The organism is Roseateles sp. P1_C6, from assembly GCF_056406315.1.
This window is the reverse complement of sequence record NZ_JBFUAK010000004.1, coordinates 578,382-592,904: the sequence shown is the minus strand read 5'-3', so window position 1 is coordinate 592,904 and position 14,523 is coordinate 578,382. Positions and strand designations below refer to the sequence as shown.

At 71.1% G+C, this 14,523-nt stretch carries 13 protein-coding genes; 3 read left to right on the top strand and 10 right to left on the bottom strand.

From position 1 onward, the window contains the following. Positions 1-194: 194 nt before the first annotated feature. Positions 195-1,667: an outer membrane protein assembly factor BamB family protein gene (locus tag AC1D29_RS11485; protein ID WP_477897307.1), complete on the bottom strand. Its 1,473-nt coding sequence runs from the start codon at positions 1,665-1,667 to the stop codon at positions 195-197. Between the two features lie 28 nt (positions 1,668-1,695). Next, positions 1,696-2,259 (bottom strand): DNA-deoxyinosine glycosylase, encoded by a 564-nt coding sequence (locus AC1D29_RS11480; RefSeq protein ID WP_477897306.1) that lies wholly within the window; start codon positions 2,257-2,259, stop codon positions 1,696-1,698. An 18-nt stretch (positions 2,260-2,277) separates the two neighbouring features. On the opposite strand from AC1D29_RS11480, the gene AC1D29_RS11475 reads away from it, so the two are divergent. Continuing rightward, positions 2,278-3,087: a mechanosensitive ion channel family protein gene (locus AC1D29_RS11475; protein ID WP_477897313.1), complete on the top strand. Its 810-nt coding sequence runs from the start codon at positions 2,278-2,280 to the stop codon at positions 3,085-3,087. Between the two features lie 19 nt (positions 3,088-3,106). Then, on the top strand, positions 3,107-3,928 hold the full coding sequence (locus tag AC1D29_RS11470; protein WP_477897305.1) for an MOSC domain-containing protein: 822 nt from the start codon (positions 3,107-3,109) through the stop codon (positions 3,926-3,928). Here the strand turns inward: AC1D29_RS11470 and AC1D29_RS11465 are convergent, their stop codons facing one another. From AC1D29_RS11465 to AC1D29_RS11450, 4 genes are read right to left on the bottom strand one after another with little or no spacing between them, the layout of a single operon-like run. Further along, on the bottom strand, positions 3,929-4,738 hold the full coding sequence (locus AC1D29_RS11465) for a TatD family hydrolase (RefSeq protein WP_477897304.1): 810 nt from the start codon (positions 4,736-4,738) through the stop codon (positions 3,929-3,931). Between the two features lie 15 nt (positions 4,739-4,753). Further along, the gene (purU, locus tag AC1D29_RS11460) at positions 4,754-5,608 is read right to left on the bottom strand and encodes a formyltetrahydrofolate deformylase (protein ID WP_477897302.1); all 855 of its coding nucleotides are present in this window, start codon (positions 5,606-5,608) and stop codon (positions 4,754-4,756) included. Continuing rightward, the gene (gene lolD, locus AC1D29_RS11455) at positions 5,605-6,297 is read right to left on the bottom strand and encodes a lipoprotein-releasing ABC transporter ATP-binding protein LolD (protein ID WP_477897300.1); all 693 of its coding nucleotides are present in this window, start codon (positions 6,295-6,297) and stop codon (positions 5,605-5,607) included. Before lolD ends, purU begins: the two co-directional genes overlap by 4 nt. Next, positions 6,290-7,546 (bottom strand): lipoprotein-releasing ABC transporter permease subunit, encoded by a 1,257-nt coding sequence (locus AC1D29_RS11450; RefSeq protein WP_477897298.1) that lies wholly within the window; start codon positions 7,544-7,546, stop codon positions 6,290-6,292. The genes lolD and AC1D29_RS11450 overlap by 8 nt, the downstream gene beginning before the upstream one ends. Positions 7,547-7,634: 88 nt before the next feature. On the opposite strand from AC1D29_RS11450, the gene AC1D29_RS11445 reads away from it, so the two are divergent. Then, the gene (locus AC1D29_RS11445; RefSeq protein ID WP_477897296.1) at positions 7,635-8,168 is read left to right on the top strand and encodes a histidine phosphatase family protein; all 534 of its coding nucleotides are present in this window, start codon (positions 7,635-7,637) and stop codon (positions 8,166-8,168) included. Positions 8,169-8,171: 3 nt separating this feature from the next. Here AC1D29_RS11445 and AC1D29_RS11440 read toward each other — a convergent pair whose 3' ends face one another. The 4 genes from AC1D29_RS11440 to AC1D29_RS11425 form a co-directional block, all read right to left on the bottom strand. Next, positions 8,172-11,030 carry a DUF3857 domain-containing protein gene (locus tag AC1D29_RS11440; protein WP_477897295.1) on the bottom strand — a complete coding sequence of 953 codons (2,859 nt, stop codon included), beginning with the start codon at positions 11,028-11,030 and terminating at the stop codon, positions 8,172-8,174. A gap of 90 nt (positions 11,031-11,120) precedes the next feature. Then, positions 11,121-11,960: an HDOD domain-containing protein gene (locus tag AC1D29_RS11435; protein ID WP_477897293.1), complete on the bottom strand. Its 840-nt coding sequence runs from the start codon at positions 11,958-11,960 to the stop codon at positions 11,121-11,123. Positions 11,961-12,036: 76 nt separating this feature from the next. After that, on the bottom strand, positions 12,037-13,323 hold the full coding sequence (locus AC1D29_RS11430; protein WP_477897291.1) for a glycerate kinase type-2 family protein: 1,287 nt from the start codon (positions 13,321-13,323) through the stop codon (positions 12,037-12,039). Then, positions 13,320-14,504, bottom strand: a complete 1,185-nt coding sequence (locus tag AC1D29_RS11425; protein WP_477897289.1) for a urate hydroxylase PuuD — start codon at positions 14,502-14,504, stop codon at positions 13,320-13,322. The genes AC1D29_RS11430 and AC1D29_RS11425 overlap by 4 nt, the downstream gene beginning before the upstream one ends. Positions 14,505-14,523 lie beyond the last annotated feature (19 nt).

Sequence of the window (14,523 nt, the reverse complement as noted above, 5' to 3'; positions counted from 1 at the left end):
GCCCGCACTCTCGTGCGGGCAAGCGATGCAACGCCGAGTGGCCGCTGGCTGCCGGCCTTCCCGAAGGGTTGTGGCCAGAACAACCGCGCGCGGCGTTGCAAATCCTCGCCGGGTGTCCAACCCGGCTGCGGTTTGCGCCTTGCTCACGGCTGTTCTGGCCACAACGCGGCCCGTTGCCGTAGCGTGAACAGGCCCTAAGCCAAGGACAGCAGCTCGCCGGTCAGCGTTGACGCCAGCACGGTGCCATCGGCGGCCAGGGCAAGGCTGGCCGCCACACCTTGCGGGCCTTCGCCGGGCTGCTCCAGCGGCAGCCGCCACAGCGGCCGGCCACTGCGCCGCTCGAAACAGCAGACACCGCCGCGCTGATCGCGGCCCGGGCCGCGCGTGCCGCCATTGGATGAAGTGCCGATGGCCACGCGCCGCGCATCGACCAGCGGCCGGCCCCAGGCCCAGCCGTAGACATCGAGCCGCCACAGCGGCCGGCCGCCGCCGGGCTCAAAGCTGCTCAGCGCGGCCGTGTCGCTGGCGCCGACGAAACCCTGCCCCGCCGCACCCGCGGCGGAGGATTCGGTCCACGAGAACCAGGTCTGGCGCCGCCACAGCTCGCGGCCGTCGGCCAGGCTCAGCGCGAAGAACTGGTAGCTGCGCGAGCCGACGATGACGCGGCCGTCGACGACCCAGGGCGCGGACACGACCGGCCCGCCGGTGTCGAAGCGCCAGGCCTCGCGGCCGCCGTCCAGGTCCAGCGCGCGCACGCTGCCGTCGAAGCTGCCGACGACAACGCGCCCGCCCGAAAACGCCGGCGTGCCCAGCAGCGGGCCGCCAAGGTCCGCCTTCCACCGCAGGCGCCGGTCGGCCAGCGACCAGGCCGCCAGCTCGCCCGCATGGCTGGCCGTGACCAGCAGGTCGCCGCGCACGACCGCCGCGGCGCCGAAGCGATCGAAGCGCGCGCCGGGCTTGCCGGTCGTCGTGCGCGTGATGGCCGCACCCTGCAGCCGCAGCCGCCAGCGCTGCTGGCCGTCCGCGGCGCTGAAGGCGTAAAGCTGGCCGTCGTCACAGGGCACCAGCAGCAGCTCGCCAGCCAGCGTCGGCTGGGCGCGCAGCGCGCCGCCGGTCTGCGCCTGCCAGCGCGGACGGCCCGACGCCGCATCCACCGCGTGCAGGCGGCCACCATCGTCGCCGGCCCAGACCGTGTCGCCGGCACAAAGCAGGTCAGCCCAGGCCGATGCGCTCAAGGCCAGCCGCCAGCGCACGGTGGGCGCCGGCAGCGCGGCAGGCTCGCGCACGGGTCGCGGCAACGCGCCACGCTCGAAGACGGCGGGCAGGCTGGTGCGGGGGCTCAGGAAGGCCGGCACGGACCCGAGCAGGTGCTGGCCGTCGCGGCTGCGTTGGAGTGTCCAGCGCCCGCCCATCATGACCAGCTGCTCGCCCCTGACCTCGGCCGGCCCCATCGCCACATCCCAGGCATGAATGGCCGGCGCGCTGAGCAGCAAGTCCAGCCCGCCGGCTGCGGTGGCGACAAGACGAAGACCGAGCGACGTCGTGTCGCCGGGAAAGGCGGGGTGGGTCAACGTCGCTTGCCAGTCGCCGGTCAGTTCATTGCCGGCCACGGCCAGCACCGGCGCCGCCAGCGCGGCGGCCAGGCAGTCGCGTCGCGTGATCGTCATGCGGCGCAGTCTGGCCGCAGGCCCGGACTCAGCCAGAAGTCAGGTGCACGTCGAGCGCCGCCCGCCACGCGGCCACCTTGTCGGCCAGGCGCAGGCCGGCATGCGCCGGGCTCGTCGACGGCAGACGCAGCACGGGCAGGTCCACATCACCCAGCGCCAACAGTGTCTGTCGATGCGCGAGCGCGCCGTTGCAGGCAATGGCCCGCAGCTGTGGCAGTCGGGCGACGAGCTCACTCAGGTCGCTGGGCTCTGCCGCTTCGATGGCCGTGTCCAGGCTGCCCTCGCGCCGGCAGGCGGCGACGGCGTCCCACAGCGCGACGCGGTGCTGGCGCAGCGTCTGAAGGCGTTCGGCATAGGGTCGCGTCGCCAGGTCGGCCTCGCCCAGCAGCGCCGCCATGACGGGCCAGAAGGCGTTGCGCGGGTGGGCGTAATACTGCGCCGCCTGCAGCGACGCCGCGCCTGGGAAGCTGCCCAGCACCAGCAGCCGCGCCCGCGCGTCGAACACCGGCGCCAGGCCCACGAGCCGCGCAGACTCGGGGTTTGGGGGGTTGGCGATGGCCGCCGCGGACTGCGACGATACGGGCGTCTTCACAGGGAGTGTCTCGACATGATGAATACGGAAGCCATCTGGCTGTTTCTCAGCACCCAGGGCGTTGACTTCGGCCTGAAGATTCTCGCGGCCATCGCCGCCTGGGTCATCGGTCGGTGGCTCATTTCACTCGCGCTGCGGGTCTTCTCGGCCGCGCTGGAGCGCGGCCGGCGCATCGACTCGACGCTGGCCACCTACCTGCGCTCCATCCTCAGCGTGCTGCTGAACCTGGTCCTCATCCTGGCGATCCTGGACATCTTCGGCGTCAAGACGACCTCCTTCGCCGCGCTGCTGGCCGGCGCCGGCCTGGCGATCGGCACGGCCTGGGGCGGGCTGCTGACGCACTTCGCCGCGGGCGTCTTCATGCAGGTGCTGAGGCCTTTCAAGGTCGGCGACTTCGTGCAGGCCGGCGGCGTGACCGGCACGGTGACCGAGATCGGCCTGTTCGGCACGACCATCAACACGCCGGACAACGTGCACACGCTGGTCGGCAACAACACCGTGTTCGGCGGTGCGATCCAGAACTACTCCGCGCAGGCCTTCCGGCGGGTGGACTGCCTGGCCAAGGTCGCCAACAGCGTGGACCCGCTGGACGCCATCGCCCGCCTGCGCCCGGCCATCGCGGCCATTCCCAATGTGCTGGCCACACCGGCGCCCGACATCGAGATCCTGCAGTTCACGCCCGAAGGCCCGCTGCTGTGCGTAAGGCCTTATTGCCACACGGACCATTACTGGCAGGTCTACTTCGACACTCACAAGGCCGTCGTCGCGACCTTCGGCACGGCCGGCTACCCGGTGCCGGAGACGCCGATCGCGCCGCGCAACCGCTGAAGAGGAAAGCAAACTCACCATGGCCGATCTGATTGCCCGTGTCGCCGGGCTGTGGCGCTACCCCGTCAAATCCTGCGCCGGCGAGGCGGTCGACCGGCTGCAGCTGGACGCCGACGGCTGGCCGGTCGCCGACCGCGGCTGGGGCATCGTCGATGCGGGCGGCGAGCTGACCTGGATGGGCGCCCACCCGCGGCTGGCGCTGGTCCATGCGCGGCTGGTCGGTTCGGACCTGGAGCTGCGCGCCGAGGGGCGGTCGCTGACCGTGTCGGGCGAGGGCGGCGACGCGCTGGACGTGCGCGGCTGGAACGGCGAACGCCAGGACTTCGATGTCCTGCAGGTCTGGGATGCCGGCGATGACGCCGCCGCGCTGCTGAAGGCGACCACGGGCGAGCGGCTGCGGCTGGTCAGGTTGAGCATGGAGGCGCAGCGCCGGCCCATCCTGAATGCACTGCACATCGTCGGCGAGGGTTCGCTGCAGTCCTGGCAGGACGCCCTCGTCCAGCCGCTGAGCGGGCCGACCCAGCGTGCAAGACCCAACCTGCTGCTGAGTGCCGAGGACGGCGGGGATCTGCCGCCCTTCATCGAAGACATCCTGGTCGAGGCCCGCATCGGCGCACTGACGCTCAAGCGCACGACGGTCTGCGTGCGCTGCGTCGTGCCGACCGTGGACCCCGTCAGTGGCGAAACCCAGCCGTTCGTGCTGGACGCGCTGACGCAGCTCAGTGCCGAGCGGGCGCCGGGCGCGCCGGTGCAGTTCGGCGTCTACGCACGCGGCAACGGTGCGGGCGTGTTGCACGTGGGTGACCGCGTCGAGCTAACGCTGAACTTCGGCGAGGCCTGATCAGCGCAGCCGCGGCAATGCGGCGCGCGCATTCGCGCTGGTGATCGCGGCGGTCTTCTCGACGCTCCAGCCGCGCAACGCAGCCAGGCTCTCGGCGATGCGCGGCAGCTGCGACGATTCATTGCGCGCCTGCCCCGGGACGGCCTCGCGCTCCTCGGCCGTCTTGTAGAGCCAGTGCGGCGGGATGTCCGGCGCGTCCGTCTCCATGACCAGCGCCGTCTCGGGCATCTGTGCCGCGATGCGGCGGATCTGCAGCGAGCGCTCGAAGGTCAGCGTGCCACCAAAGCCCAGCTTGAAGCCCAGATCGATGAAGGCCTGCGCCTGCTGCTCGCTGCCGTTGAAGGCGTGCGCAATGCCGCCGTGCGTGAAGCCGACGCGACGCAGGCCGGCCAGCAGCTTGTCGGCGCTGCGGCGCACATGCAGCAGCACCGGCAGGCCGGCGCGCTTGGCCAGCTTGAGCTGCTCGATGTAGAAGTGCTGCTGGATGTCGAGGTCCAGGCCCGGCACGAAGAAGTCCAGGCCGATCTCGCCGACCGCCACCAGGCGCGGGTCGGCATGGTGGGTTTCCAGCGCCTCGGCCAGCCTGGCCAGGTCGCCTTCGGCGGCGCGCATCACGCACAGCGGATGGATGCCCAGCGCGTAGGCGAAATCATGCTCAATGGCCAGCAGGCGAACCGTGTCCAGGTTGGACGCAGCAACGGCCGGAATGACGATCTGCGTGACGCCCGCGGCCCGGGCACGCGCGACGACCGCGTCACGGTCGGCGTCGAACTCGGCCGCGTCAAGGTGGCAGTGGGTGTCTATCCACATGCCTGATGTTCTACCTCAGCGGAAGACGACGGTGCGATTGCCGTTGAGCAGCACGCGATGCTCCGCATGCCACTGGATGGCCCGCGCGAGCGCCACGCACTCCATGTCGCGGCCGATGCCCACGAGCTGCTCGGGCGGCATGCTGTGGTCGATGCGCGCCACCTCCTGCTCGATGATCGGGCCTTCGTCCAGGTCGCTGGTCACGTAGTGGGCCGTCGCGCCGATCAGCTTCACGCCACGCTCATAGGCCTGGTGGTAGGGCTTGGCGCCCTTGAAGCTGGGCAGGAAGCTGTGGTGGATGTTGATGGCCTTGCCGCTCAGGTCGCGGCACAGCTGGGGCGACAGGATCTGCATGTAGCGCGCGAGAACCACCAGGTCGATCTGGTTGTCCGCCACGACCTCGCGGATCTTGTCTTCCTGCGCCGCCTTCTGCGCGTCGGTGGCGCCCAGCAGCGGGAAGTGGTGGAAGGGAATGTTGTGCGACGCCGCGAGTTGGTAGAAGTCGCGGTGGTTGGACACGATGGCCGGGATCTCGATCGGCAGATGCCCGGTCTGCACGCGGAACAGCAAGTCGTTCAGGCAGTGGCCCAGCTTGGACACCAGCAGCAGCACGCGCGTCTTGCGGGCGCGGGCCACCAGCTCCCAGTCCATGTCGAACTGCGCGGCCAGCGGCGCGAAGGCGGCCTGCAGCGCGCCCTCCTCCGCTGTCGCCTCGAACTCGATGCGCATGAAGAAGCGCGCATGGTCGGCATCGCCGTGCTGGTGCGAGGTCAGGATGTTGCCGCCCTGCTGCAGCAGCACGCCGGTCACCGCGTGGACGATGCCGGCCCGGTCAGGACACGAGAGCTTGAGGACGAAACGCGGATTCATGCGGGCGTTGGCTGGGCTTGGAATTGGCCGGCCACCAGCAGCAGCTGCCGGTCGCAGCGTGCCGCCAGGTCGCGGTCGTGGGTGACGAGGACGAAGGCCGTGCCCTGCTCGCGGGCGCGCTCCAGCATCAGCGCGAACACCGCGCTGGCCGTGTCGCGGTCGAGGTTGCCGGTGGGCTCGTCAGCCAGCACGCAGGCCGGCCGCGTGACCAGCGCGCGGGCGATGGCCACGCGCTGGCGCTCGCCGCCGGACAGCTCCGACGGCCGGTGCAGCACGCGCGCCTTCAGGCCCACGCGGGCCAGCATCTGCGCGGCCTCTTCGCGCGCGGCGGCCGGTGTCTGGCGGCGGATGCGCAGCGGCATGGCCACGTTGTCCAGCGCCGAGAACTCGGGCAGCAGGTGATGGAACTGGTAGACAAAGCCCAGGTGCTGGTTGCGCCAGCGGCCGCGCTCGGCCTCGTCCATGGGCGCGAGCGGCTTGCCCATCAGCGTGACGTTGCCGGCGGTGGGCGAATCCAGCCCGCCCAGCAGGTGCAGCAGCGTGGACTTGCCGGAGCCCGAGGCGCCCACGATGGCCAGCGTCTCGCCGCGCTGCACGGCCAGGTCGACGCCGCGCAGCACGGTGACGTCGAGGCCACCCTCTTCGAAGCGGCGGGTCAGGCCGGTGGCCTGGACAACAAATTCATTCATAGCGCAGCGCCTCTGCCGGCTGCACGCGGCTCGCGCGCCAGCTCGGGTAGAGCGTGGCGAGGAAGGACAAGACCAGCGACACCAGCGCGATCGGCACGATGTCGCCACTCTGCGGGTCGCTGGGCATCTGGCTGATGACGTAGATGCTGCCCGGCAGGAAGCTGACGTTCAGCAGGTGCTCGATGGCCGGCACGATGACGTCGATGTTGCAGGCCACCAGCAGCCCCAGGCCCACGCCCGACAGTGTGCCGATGACGCCGGACACGGCACCCTGCACGATGAAGATGCCCATGATGGAGCGCGGGCTGGCGCCCAGCGTGCGCAGGATGGCGATGTCGCTCTGCTTGTCCGTCACCGTCATGACCAGCGTGGAGACCAGGTTGAAGGCGGCGACGGCGACGATCAGCGTCAGGATGATGCTCATGAGCCGCTTCTCGATCTGAACCGCGTCGAACCAGGTCGCGTTGGAGCGTGTCCAGTCGCGCACCAGGATCTCGGGGCCCATGTGCCGGGCCAGTTCAGCGGCAACACGGCGCGCGTCGTGCACGTTGCGCAGCTTGAGCTGCACGCCGGTCGGGCCTTCGGTGCGGAACAGCTTGGCGGCGTCGTCGACGTGGATCATCGCCAGGCCCGAGTCGTACTCGTAATGCCCGGCGCTGAAGGTGCCAACCACGTTGAAGCTCTTCAACCGCGGCAGCACGCCGGCGGGCGTGACCTGACCGCCCGGCGCGACGACCGTGATCTTGTCGCCCTCTCCCACGCCCAGCTGGCGGGCCAGCTCGGCGCCCAGCACGATGTTCCAGGCGCCGGGCTGCAGCCGCGCGAAAACGCCGTCCTTCAGTTGCGCGCCCAGCGCGGTGACCTGGGCTTCCTCCGCCGGCGAGATGCCGCGGATGATGGCGCCGCGCATGTCCTCGCCGCGCGCGATGAGGCTCTGGCTGGCGATGAAAGGCGCCGCGCCGATGACCTCGGGGTTCTGCCTGGCCTTGTCTGCCGTCGCATGCCAGTCCGGCAGCGCCTGGCCCGAGTAGTTCAGCAGCTCGACGTGGGCGATGACGTTGAGCATGCGGTCGCGCACCTCGCGCTGGAAGCCGTTCATCACCGACAACACGATGATCAGCGCGGCCACGCCCAGCGCGATGCCCAGGATGGACACGCCGGAGATGAAGCTGATGAAGCGGTTGCGCCGCCCGCCGCGGCCGGCGCGCGTGTAGCGCCAGCCGACCTGGAGTTCAAACGGCAGGGTCATGGGGCGTGGAAAAAGGCGTGCGGCATGGGGCCGGCATGGTAACTGGCAGGGCGTGGCGAGAATGGTGGCTCCTCCCTTGGGAAGCGCGATGAAGCCCCTGTCTGTCCTGCTGCCGGCCTGTCTGCTGACAGCTGCCCTGATCTCCCCGGCCGTGGCCCTGCCCGACCTGGTCGTGCTGGTGCGCCACGCCGAGCGCGCCACCGAGCCCGCCGGCGATCCGGCTCTGACGCCCGCCGGCGAGCAGCGCGCCCAGGCCTTGGCGCAGGCGCTGGCAGGCCTGCGCGTGAACGCCATCCTGACGACGCAGTTCCGCCGCACGCGCGACACGGCCGCGCCGCTGGCCCAGGCGCTGGGCGTGCAACCGCAGGTCGTCGATGCCAAGGCAGGCCATGTGCACGCCGTGACGGATGCGGTGCGCGCACAGTCCGGCGTCGTGCTGGTCGTGGGCCACAGCAACACGGTGACCGCCGTGCTGGCGGCGCTGGGCGGGCCGAAGCTGGCCGAGCTGTGCGAGACCAGTTTTCATCACGCCTTCGTGCTGCAGCCTGCGGCCGAGCCGCCGCGCTGGGCGCAGTTCAGCTACGGCGCCCCCAGCGCGACGCCCGCGCCGGGCTGCCTCTGAGCCTCAGTTCGCCTGGCGCTTCAGCTCCCACTGCGCCAGCGTGAACTCCCGGTAGGGCACGGCCTGTGTGGCCAGCGTGCGCTCGAACCAGGGCAGCGCCTCGCCGCGCCGGCCCTGGGCCGCCAGTTGCTGGCCGATGAAGAAATAGGCCTCCGCCAGGCGCAGCCGCTCCTGCTCGGGCTTGGCCTTGGCGGCCTTGATCAGCGCGTCGCGGTCCAGCGCGCCACCCAGGTAGCGCAGCAACTGGCCGCCCCAGTCGTCACCGCTTGCATCCAGCCGGGCCACGTCGTCGGCGATGGCCGCCTTGCCGCGCCCGCCCTGGCGCTCGGCGGCCAGGTAGACCCACAGCAGCGTGAAGTGGCGCGCCTCGCCGCTGGCGTTGGCGGCGCTGTCGCGTAGCGTGGCCTCGGCGCGCGCGTAGTCGCCCAGCATGTAGTGCGCCGTGCCCAGCCAGCTGCCGCCGGCCCCGCCCAGCTGGGCCTGCTGGTGAAAGGCCGCCAGCGCCTGCTCCGGCCGGCCCAGGCCGACCAGCGCGACGCCTTTGGCCTCCAGCGCCGTGGCCCCCTCCTCGCCGTCGGCCCGGATGGCCAGCGCCGCATCGGCGTCGGCCAGCCCCAGGGCAAAGTCGCCCAGATGGTTGTGGGCCTGCGCTCGCTCCACGCGCGCCCAGGCGGCCAGGCGGCTGCCGGGCGCCACCTGCGTCAGCAGCTGAGCGTCGATCAGGCGGTTGATCTCGTTGCTGAGCAGGATCTCCCACAACGCATCGGGCTTGGCGCCGCCGCGGAACTTGGCCATGCGCTGCGCGATCTCGACAAAGGGTGCCTCCAGCGCCTTGCGGTCGACCAGGTTCAGGCGCACGCGCTGCGCGCCCAGCATCTGTCGCGCACGGCCCACGCGCTCGCGGTAGCCGTCGACATCCTGCGGCAGCACCTCGTCGGCCTTGCGCTCCACGCGGCTGATGAACTGCACCGTCGCGCCGCTGACCTCCACGCGGGTCGAGAACGCGAGGTGCTTGTCGGCCAGTTGCTGTGGCGCGGGCGCCGGCCCACCGATGGCGCGCGGCCCGGTGACGCTGACGCGCAGGTCGGCCACGCGGGTCACATCCAGCTGGTAGGGGTAGCGGCGCCGCGCTTCCGGCGGCACCGGCAGCGCGTCGGCCAGCTCGGCGGCGGGCAGGTCCAGCTCCAGCCAGCCGCGTTGGTAGCGGCCCATGCTGGGGTGTTCGAAGCGCAGCTTCAGCTCCCATTCATTGGTCTCGCGGTCGTCCACCACCTCGGGCTGGCCCGTGCTGACCAGGCCCGGCAGCAGGCGCACATAGGCGCCGCCGATGGACTCGGCCAGCCGTTCCAGGCCCGCCGTGGCCAGGTAGCCGCGCCAGCGCTCGGCGGCCAGCCCGGTGGCCTTGAACGAGGTGCTCAGCTGGGCCGGGCGGGCGAGCTGGCTGAGGTCCCAGTCCTGCCTGAAGCTCAACGCATCCTGCGCGAACGCGGGCGGCACGACGGGCTGCGGCCCGGCATCGCCCAGACCCACGACCAGCGCCGCGCCGTAGGGGAAATAGCCGCGCTGCTGCAGCGAGTAACCCTGGCCGTTCATCGTCGGGTCCAGAAAGTAGACGGCGTCGCCCAGCTTCACGCGGCTGATGACATGGTCGAACTGGTCGTGCGACGGCAGGTAGCCCGCGATGCCGCGGTTGCGCGCCATGGACACCAGTGCCGGCCGCGCATCGAAACCCATCGCGCCGAGCAGGCTGTTCAGCAGCAGCGTCTTGTCCTTGCAGTCGCCCAGCCGCTCGGCCAGCGTGCGCGAGGCCGGCTTGGGCCGGTGCGAACTCTCGCCCAGCGACGCCGAGAAGTAGCGCACCTCGTCCTGCACGAAGCGCAGCGCGGCGGCCACCTGCTGTTCGGCGGTGCCGCCCTGGGCCTTGAGCTCGGCCGCCTTGGTGGCGACGCCGGCCGGCTGAGCCTCGGCCGCGAACAGCCGCTGCGCCCATTGGTCCAGCTCGCCCCAGCTGGCGTACTCGCTGATCTGCAGCGCCGGGTAGACCTTGAACCAGGGTGGCGTGCTCGCTTCGTCGGGCACCGTGGGCACGCGCTCGCGCAGCACGCGGATGACCTGGCGGCCGCCCTCCTCGAAACGCTCCGGCACGACGTCGCTGGCCACCGACTTGACCGCCAGCTTGCGCTCCAGCGGCGCCTCGATGCGCAGGTGCAGCCGCTCGACCGGTGCGTCCGAAGCCAGCTGCATCATCGCCGAATAGCGGCCCTCGAAGATGGGGTTCTCGCCGGCCAGCGTGTAGGCCAGGTCCACCACGTCGCCCACGCGCACGTCGCTGAGCACGACCAGCGCCGTGCGCACGCCGTCGATCATCTGGCGCTCCAGCTGCTGTTCGCGGCGCATCAGCTCGACGCGGGCATCCTTGAGCCGGTCCAGCCGCTGGCCGCCGCGCAGCACGCCGACCTGGTGGATGACCAGTTGCTGGTAGGCCGGGTTGAAGCTGATCTGCGGCTCCGACACGTCACGCAGCGTGGACGTGTCCAGTGCCTCGCGCTGCAGATGCACATAGGTGGCCGTCGCGGACTTCGGCGCCAGCTGCACCTGGATGTCCACCAGCGGCTCGCGGCGCGCCTTGGCGCCGGTGACGGGCTGGGGCCTGGCCTCGGCGGCGGGCGCGGGCGGCAGCGGCTTGACCCAGGCCGGCGCGGCGCCGAAGCGGTAGCCGGCACCGGGCGGCACGGCGGGGTGGGCAGCCGCCACGGCCTTGGCGGCGGGTTTGGCGGGAGGCTTGGCCAGCGGCGGCGTCTGCGCCGCCACGCCCACCACCGACAAGCTCAGCAGCAGTGCTGGCCAGACTTTCGAACTCATCCACGTCCTCCCGGCATACCGGCCCGATTGTGCGGGCTGCGCCCGGCCATGCCAGAGCCTGTGGCTCTGGCATGGCCGGGCGGGTGAACGTCAATGCAGCATCTGCTCCACCTCCGCCGCCGGGTCGCCGGTCGCGGCAATGCGCGCGGCCAGCAGCTCCAGGTCCAGGTGCAGGTGCTCGATCAGTTCGGGCACGGCGACCTTCAACGCATGCACCGGTTCATCATGGTGCTCGGCGGCATCGGCCAGCACCTCGGCCACATGCAGCACGGCGGCGATCAGCGAGAACGGGCGGATCTCCAGCGGCGTGTTGGCGTCCTTGAAGGCCTCCACCAGCGCGTCCGGGAAATGCCAGTGCGCGGCCAGCGACGCCGTCACGTCGGCATGCGTGCAGCCGAAGCGGTGTTCCTCCAGCGAGAAGCGGCTGCCGGGCTCGGCCGCGTGGGCTTCGACGTCGGCCACGAGGTGGGGCTCGTCGATGGCCATCAGCAGCTGGCCGGTGCGCAGCATCAGGCCGGCCAGGTAGGCGGTGTCGGCCGTGGCGGCGTCGGTGCCCAGCATGCGCGCCAGGATGCGCGCGTAGTTGGCCGTGGCCACACTGTGGCGCCAGAAGGTGGCGCGGTCCAGGCCTTGCACCTGGGGGAAGGCGCCGCTCAGGCACGCCGCCATGGCCAGGTTGCGCAGCGTCTCCAGGCCCAGCGCATGGGCGGCATCGACGACGGTGGCGATCTGGTGCGACGGGCTGTAGTGGGCCGAGTTCGCCAGCCGCAGCACCTTGGCCGTCAGCGCCCCGTCCTTCTCGATCAGCGCGGCGATGTGGGCCAGGCCCACGTTGTCGTCATCAAAGCTCTTCAGCAGCCGCGAGGCCACCTCGGGCATGGTGGGCAGGGCGTTGTGCTTGACGAAGAAACGCTCGGCGGCTGCGGTCATCGCGGACTCCTTGCCCCGACAGGGGTGCGACCCAGTCTAGGACGAAGCCCCGAGCCGCGCCACGGCTTAACCCAAGCTACACGATCAGCAACGCGCGGAAGTCATTGACGTTGGTGAAGCTAGGGCCGGGCACCAGCAGATCACCCAGCGGCGCGAAGAAGCTGGCGCTGTCGTGCGCGTCCAGCAGCGCCTGGGGGTTCAGCCCCAGCGCGCGGGCGCGGCCCAGGCTGGTGGGGGTCAGCAGCGCGCCGGCATGGGGCCCGACGCCGTCGATGCCGTCGGTATCCGCGGCGAGCGCGAACACGCCTGGCTCGCATTGCAGCGCCAGCGCGCAGCCGAGCAGGAACTCCGTCGCGCGGCCGCCCTTGCCGGCCGGCTTGCCGGCGTCGACCGTCACCGTGGTTTCGCCGCCGGACAGGATCACGCAGGGCTTGGCGAAAGGCTCGCCGCGGCGTGCGACGGCGCGCGCCAGCGCCGCGTGCACGCCGCCCACGACGCGCGACTCGCCTTCGATCTCGTCGCTGAGGATGTGGGCCGCGATGCCTTGCGCGCGCGCCGCGTCGGCCGCGGCCGCCAGGCTCAGCTGCGGCGTGGACAGCATCATCAACTCGTGACCGTCGAAGCGCTCGTCGCCAGGCTTGGGCGTTTCGAAGGCGCCCGAGTCCAGGCCGTTGCGGGCGGCGGGCGGCAGCTCGAGCTTGTAGCGCCGGCAGATGGCCAGTGCATCGGCGCAGGTGGTCGCGTCGGCCACCGTGGGGCCGGAGGCGATGACGGCGGGGTCGTCGCCCGGCACGTCGCTGATGGTCAGCGTCAGCACGCGGGCTGGCGCGCAGGCGGCGGCCAGGCGCCCGCCCTTGATGGCGGACAGGTGCTTGCGCACGCAGTTCATCTCGGCGATGGAGGCGCCGCTGTTCAGCAGCGCGCGATTGACGGCCTGCTTGTCGGCCAGCGTCAGCCCCGCGGCCGGCAGGCTCATCAGCGCCGAGCCGCCGCCCGAGATCAGGCAGATGACCAGGTCGTCGGCCGTCAGCCCCTGTGTCAGCGCCAGCAACTTCTCGCTGGCGGCCAGGCCAGCGGCGTCGGGCACGGGGTGTGCCGCCTCCACCACCTCCAGCCGGCGCGGCTTGTAGCCCGGCGGCACGTGGCCGTAGCGTGTGATGACCAGCCCGGACAGCGGTGCGTCGGCGGGCCAGGCGGCCTCCAGCGCCTGCGCCATCGCGCCGCCCGCCTTGCCGGCGCCCAGCACCAGGGTTCGACCTTTCGGCTGCGGTGGCAGGTGGGCGGCGAGCACGCGGCCCGGCAGCGCGCTGGCGACCGCCACGTCGTAGAGCTGGCGCAGCAGCGCGCGCGGGTCAAGGGTCATGGTTGTTGAGCCCAGCGGCCGATCAGGGCGCGTTCGTCTTCGGTGAGGCCGGTGGCGTTGTTCAGCGGCATGGCGCGCTGCACGATGACCTGCTGGTAGATCTGCGCCTTGCGGCTGTTGAGCCCCTCGACCGAGTCCAGGCGCACGCTCTTTTGAGCGACCTCGCCGGTATGGCACATCGCGCAGCGCTGGGCGACAACGGCCTGCACTTGCTCCAGCGTGACCGGTGCCACTGCCGCGACAGCAGGCTGTGGCTTGGGCGCCATCCAGACGATGAGCCCGGCCAGCAGCGCCAGCGCCAGCGCCAACGCACCCCAGCTGTTGACGCCCTTGTGCCGCTTGACGAAGAACTGGCGGATGGCCACGCCCGCCGCCATCAGCACGCACAGCACCACCCAGCTGTGCGGGTGCTGGTGCAGCATGCCGTAGTGGTTGCTCAGCATCGCGACCAGCACTGGCAGCCCGAAATAGGTGTTGTGCACGCTGCGCTGCTTGCCGCGCTGGCCATGGATGGGGTCGGGCTTCTGGCCGGCTCGCATCTGCGCGATGACCTTCCTCTGGCCTGGAATGATCCAGTGCGCCACGTTGGCCGTCATCATGGTCGCCAGCGTCGCGCCGACGATCAGGAAGGCCGCGCGGCCGGCGAACAGCTGGCAAGCCAGCCAGCTCTCGACGATGACGAAGGCCGCCACGACGGCCATCACGCGGCCGTCGTGGCCGATCTGCCCGTCACGCGTGCGGCCCAGCGCCCGGCAGGCGATGTCGTAGACGGCCGTGCCGACGAGCAAAAAGCCCAGCGACACCGCCACGGCCTGCCAGGGCGCGGCCCAGGCGTGCACGCGCGCATCGATCAGCATCTGGCTGGCGTTGCACAGGTAGAGCACGACGAACAGCGCCATGCCGCTCATCCAGACCCAGTAGCTCTCCCAGTAGAACCAGTGCAAGTCCTTGGGGAGGTTGCTGGGCGCCACCATGTACTTCTGCGGGTTGTAGAAGCCGCCGCCGTGCACGGCCCACAGCTCGCCGTCCACGCCCTTGGCCTTGAGGTCGTCGGCGGTCGGCTTGACGAGGTGGTTGTCCAGCCAGACGAAGTAGAAGGACGCGCCTATCCAGGCGATGACGGTGATGACGTGCAGCCAACGCAGCAGCAGGTTGGCCCAGTCGAGCAGGTAGATGTCCAAGGTCGCGGTTCTCCACGGC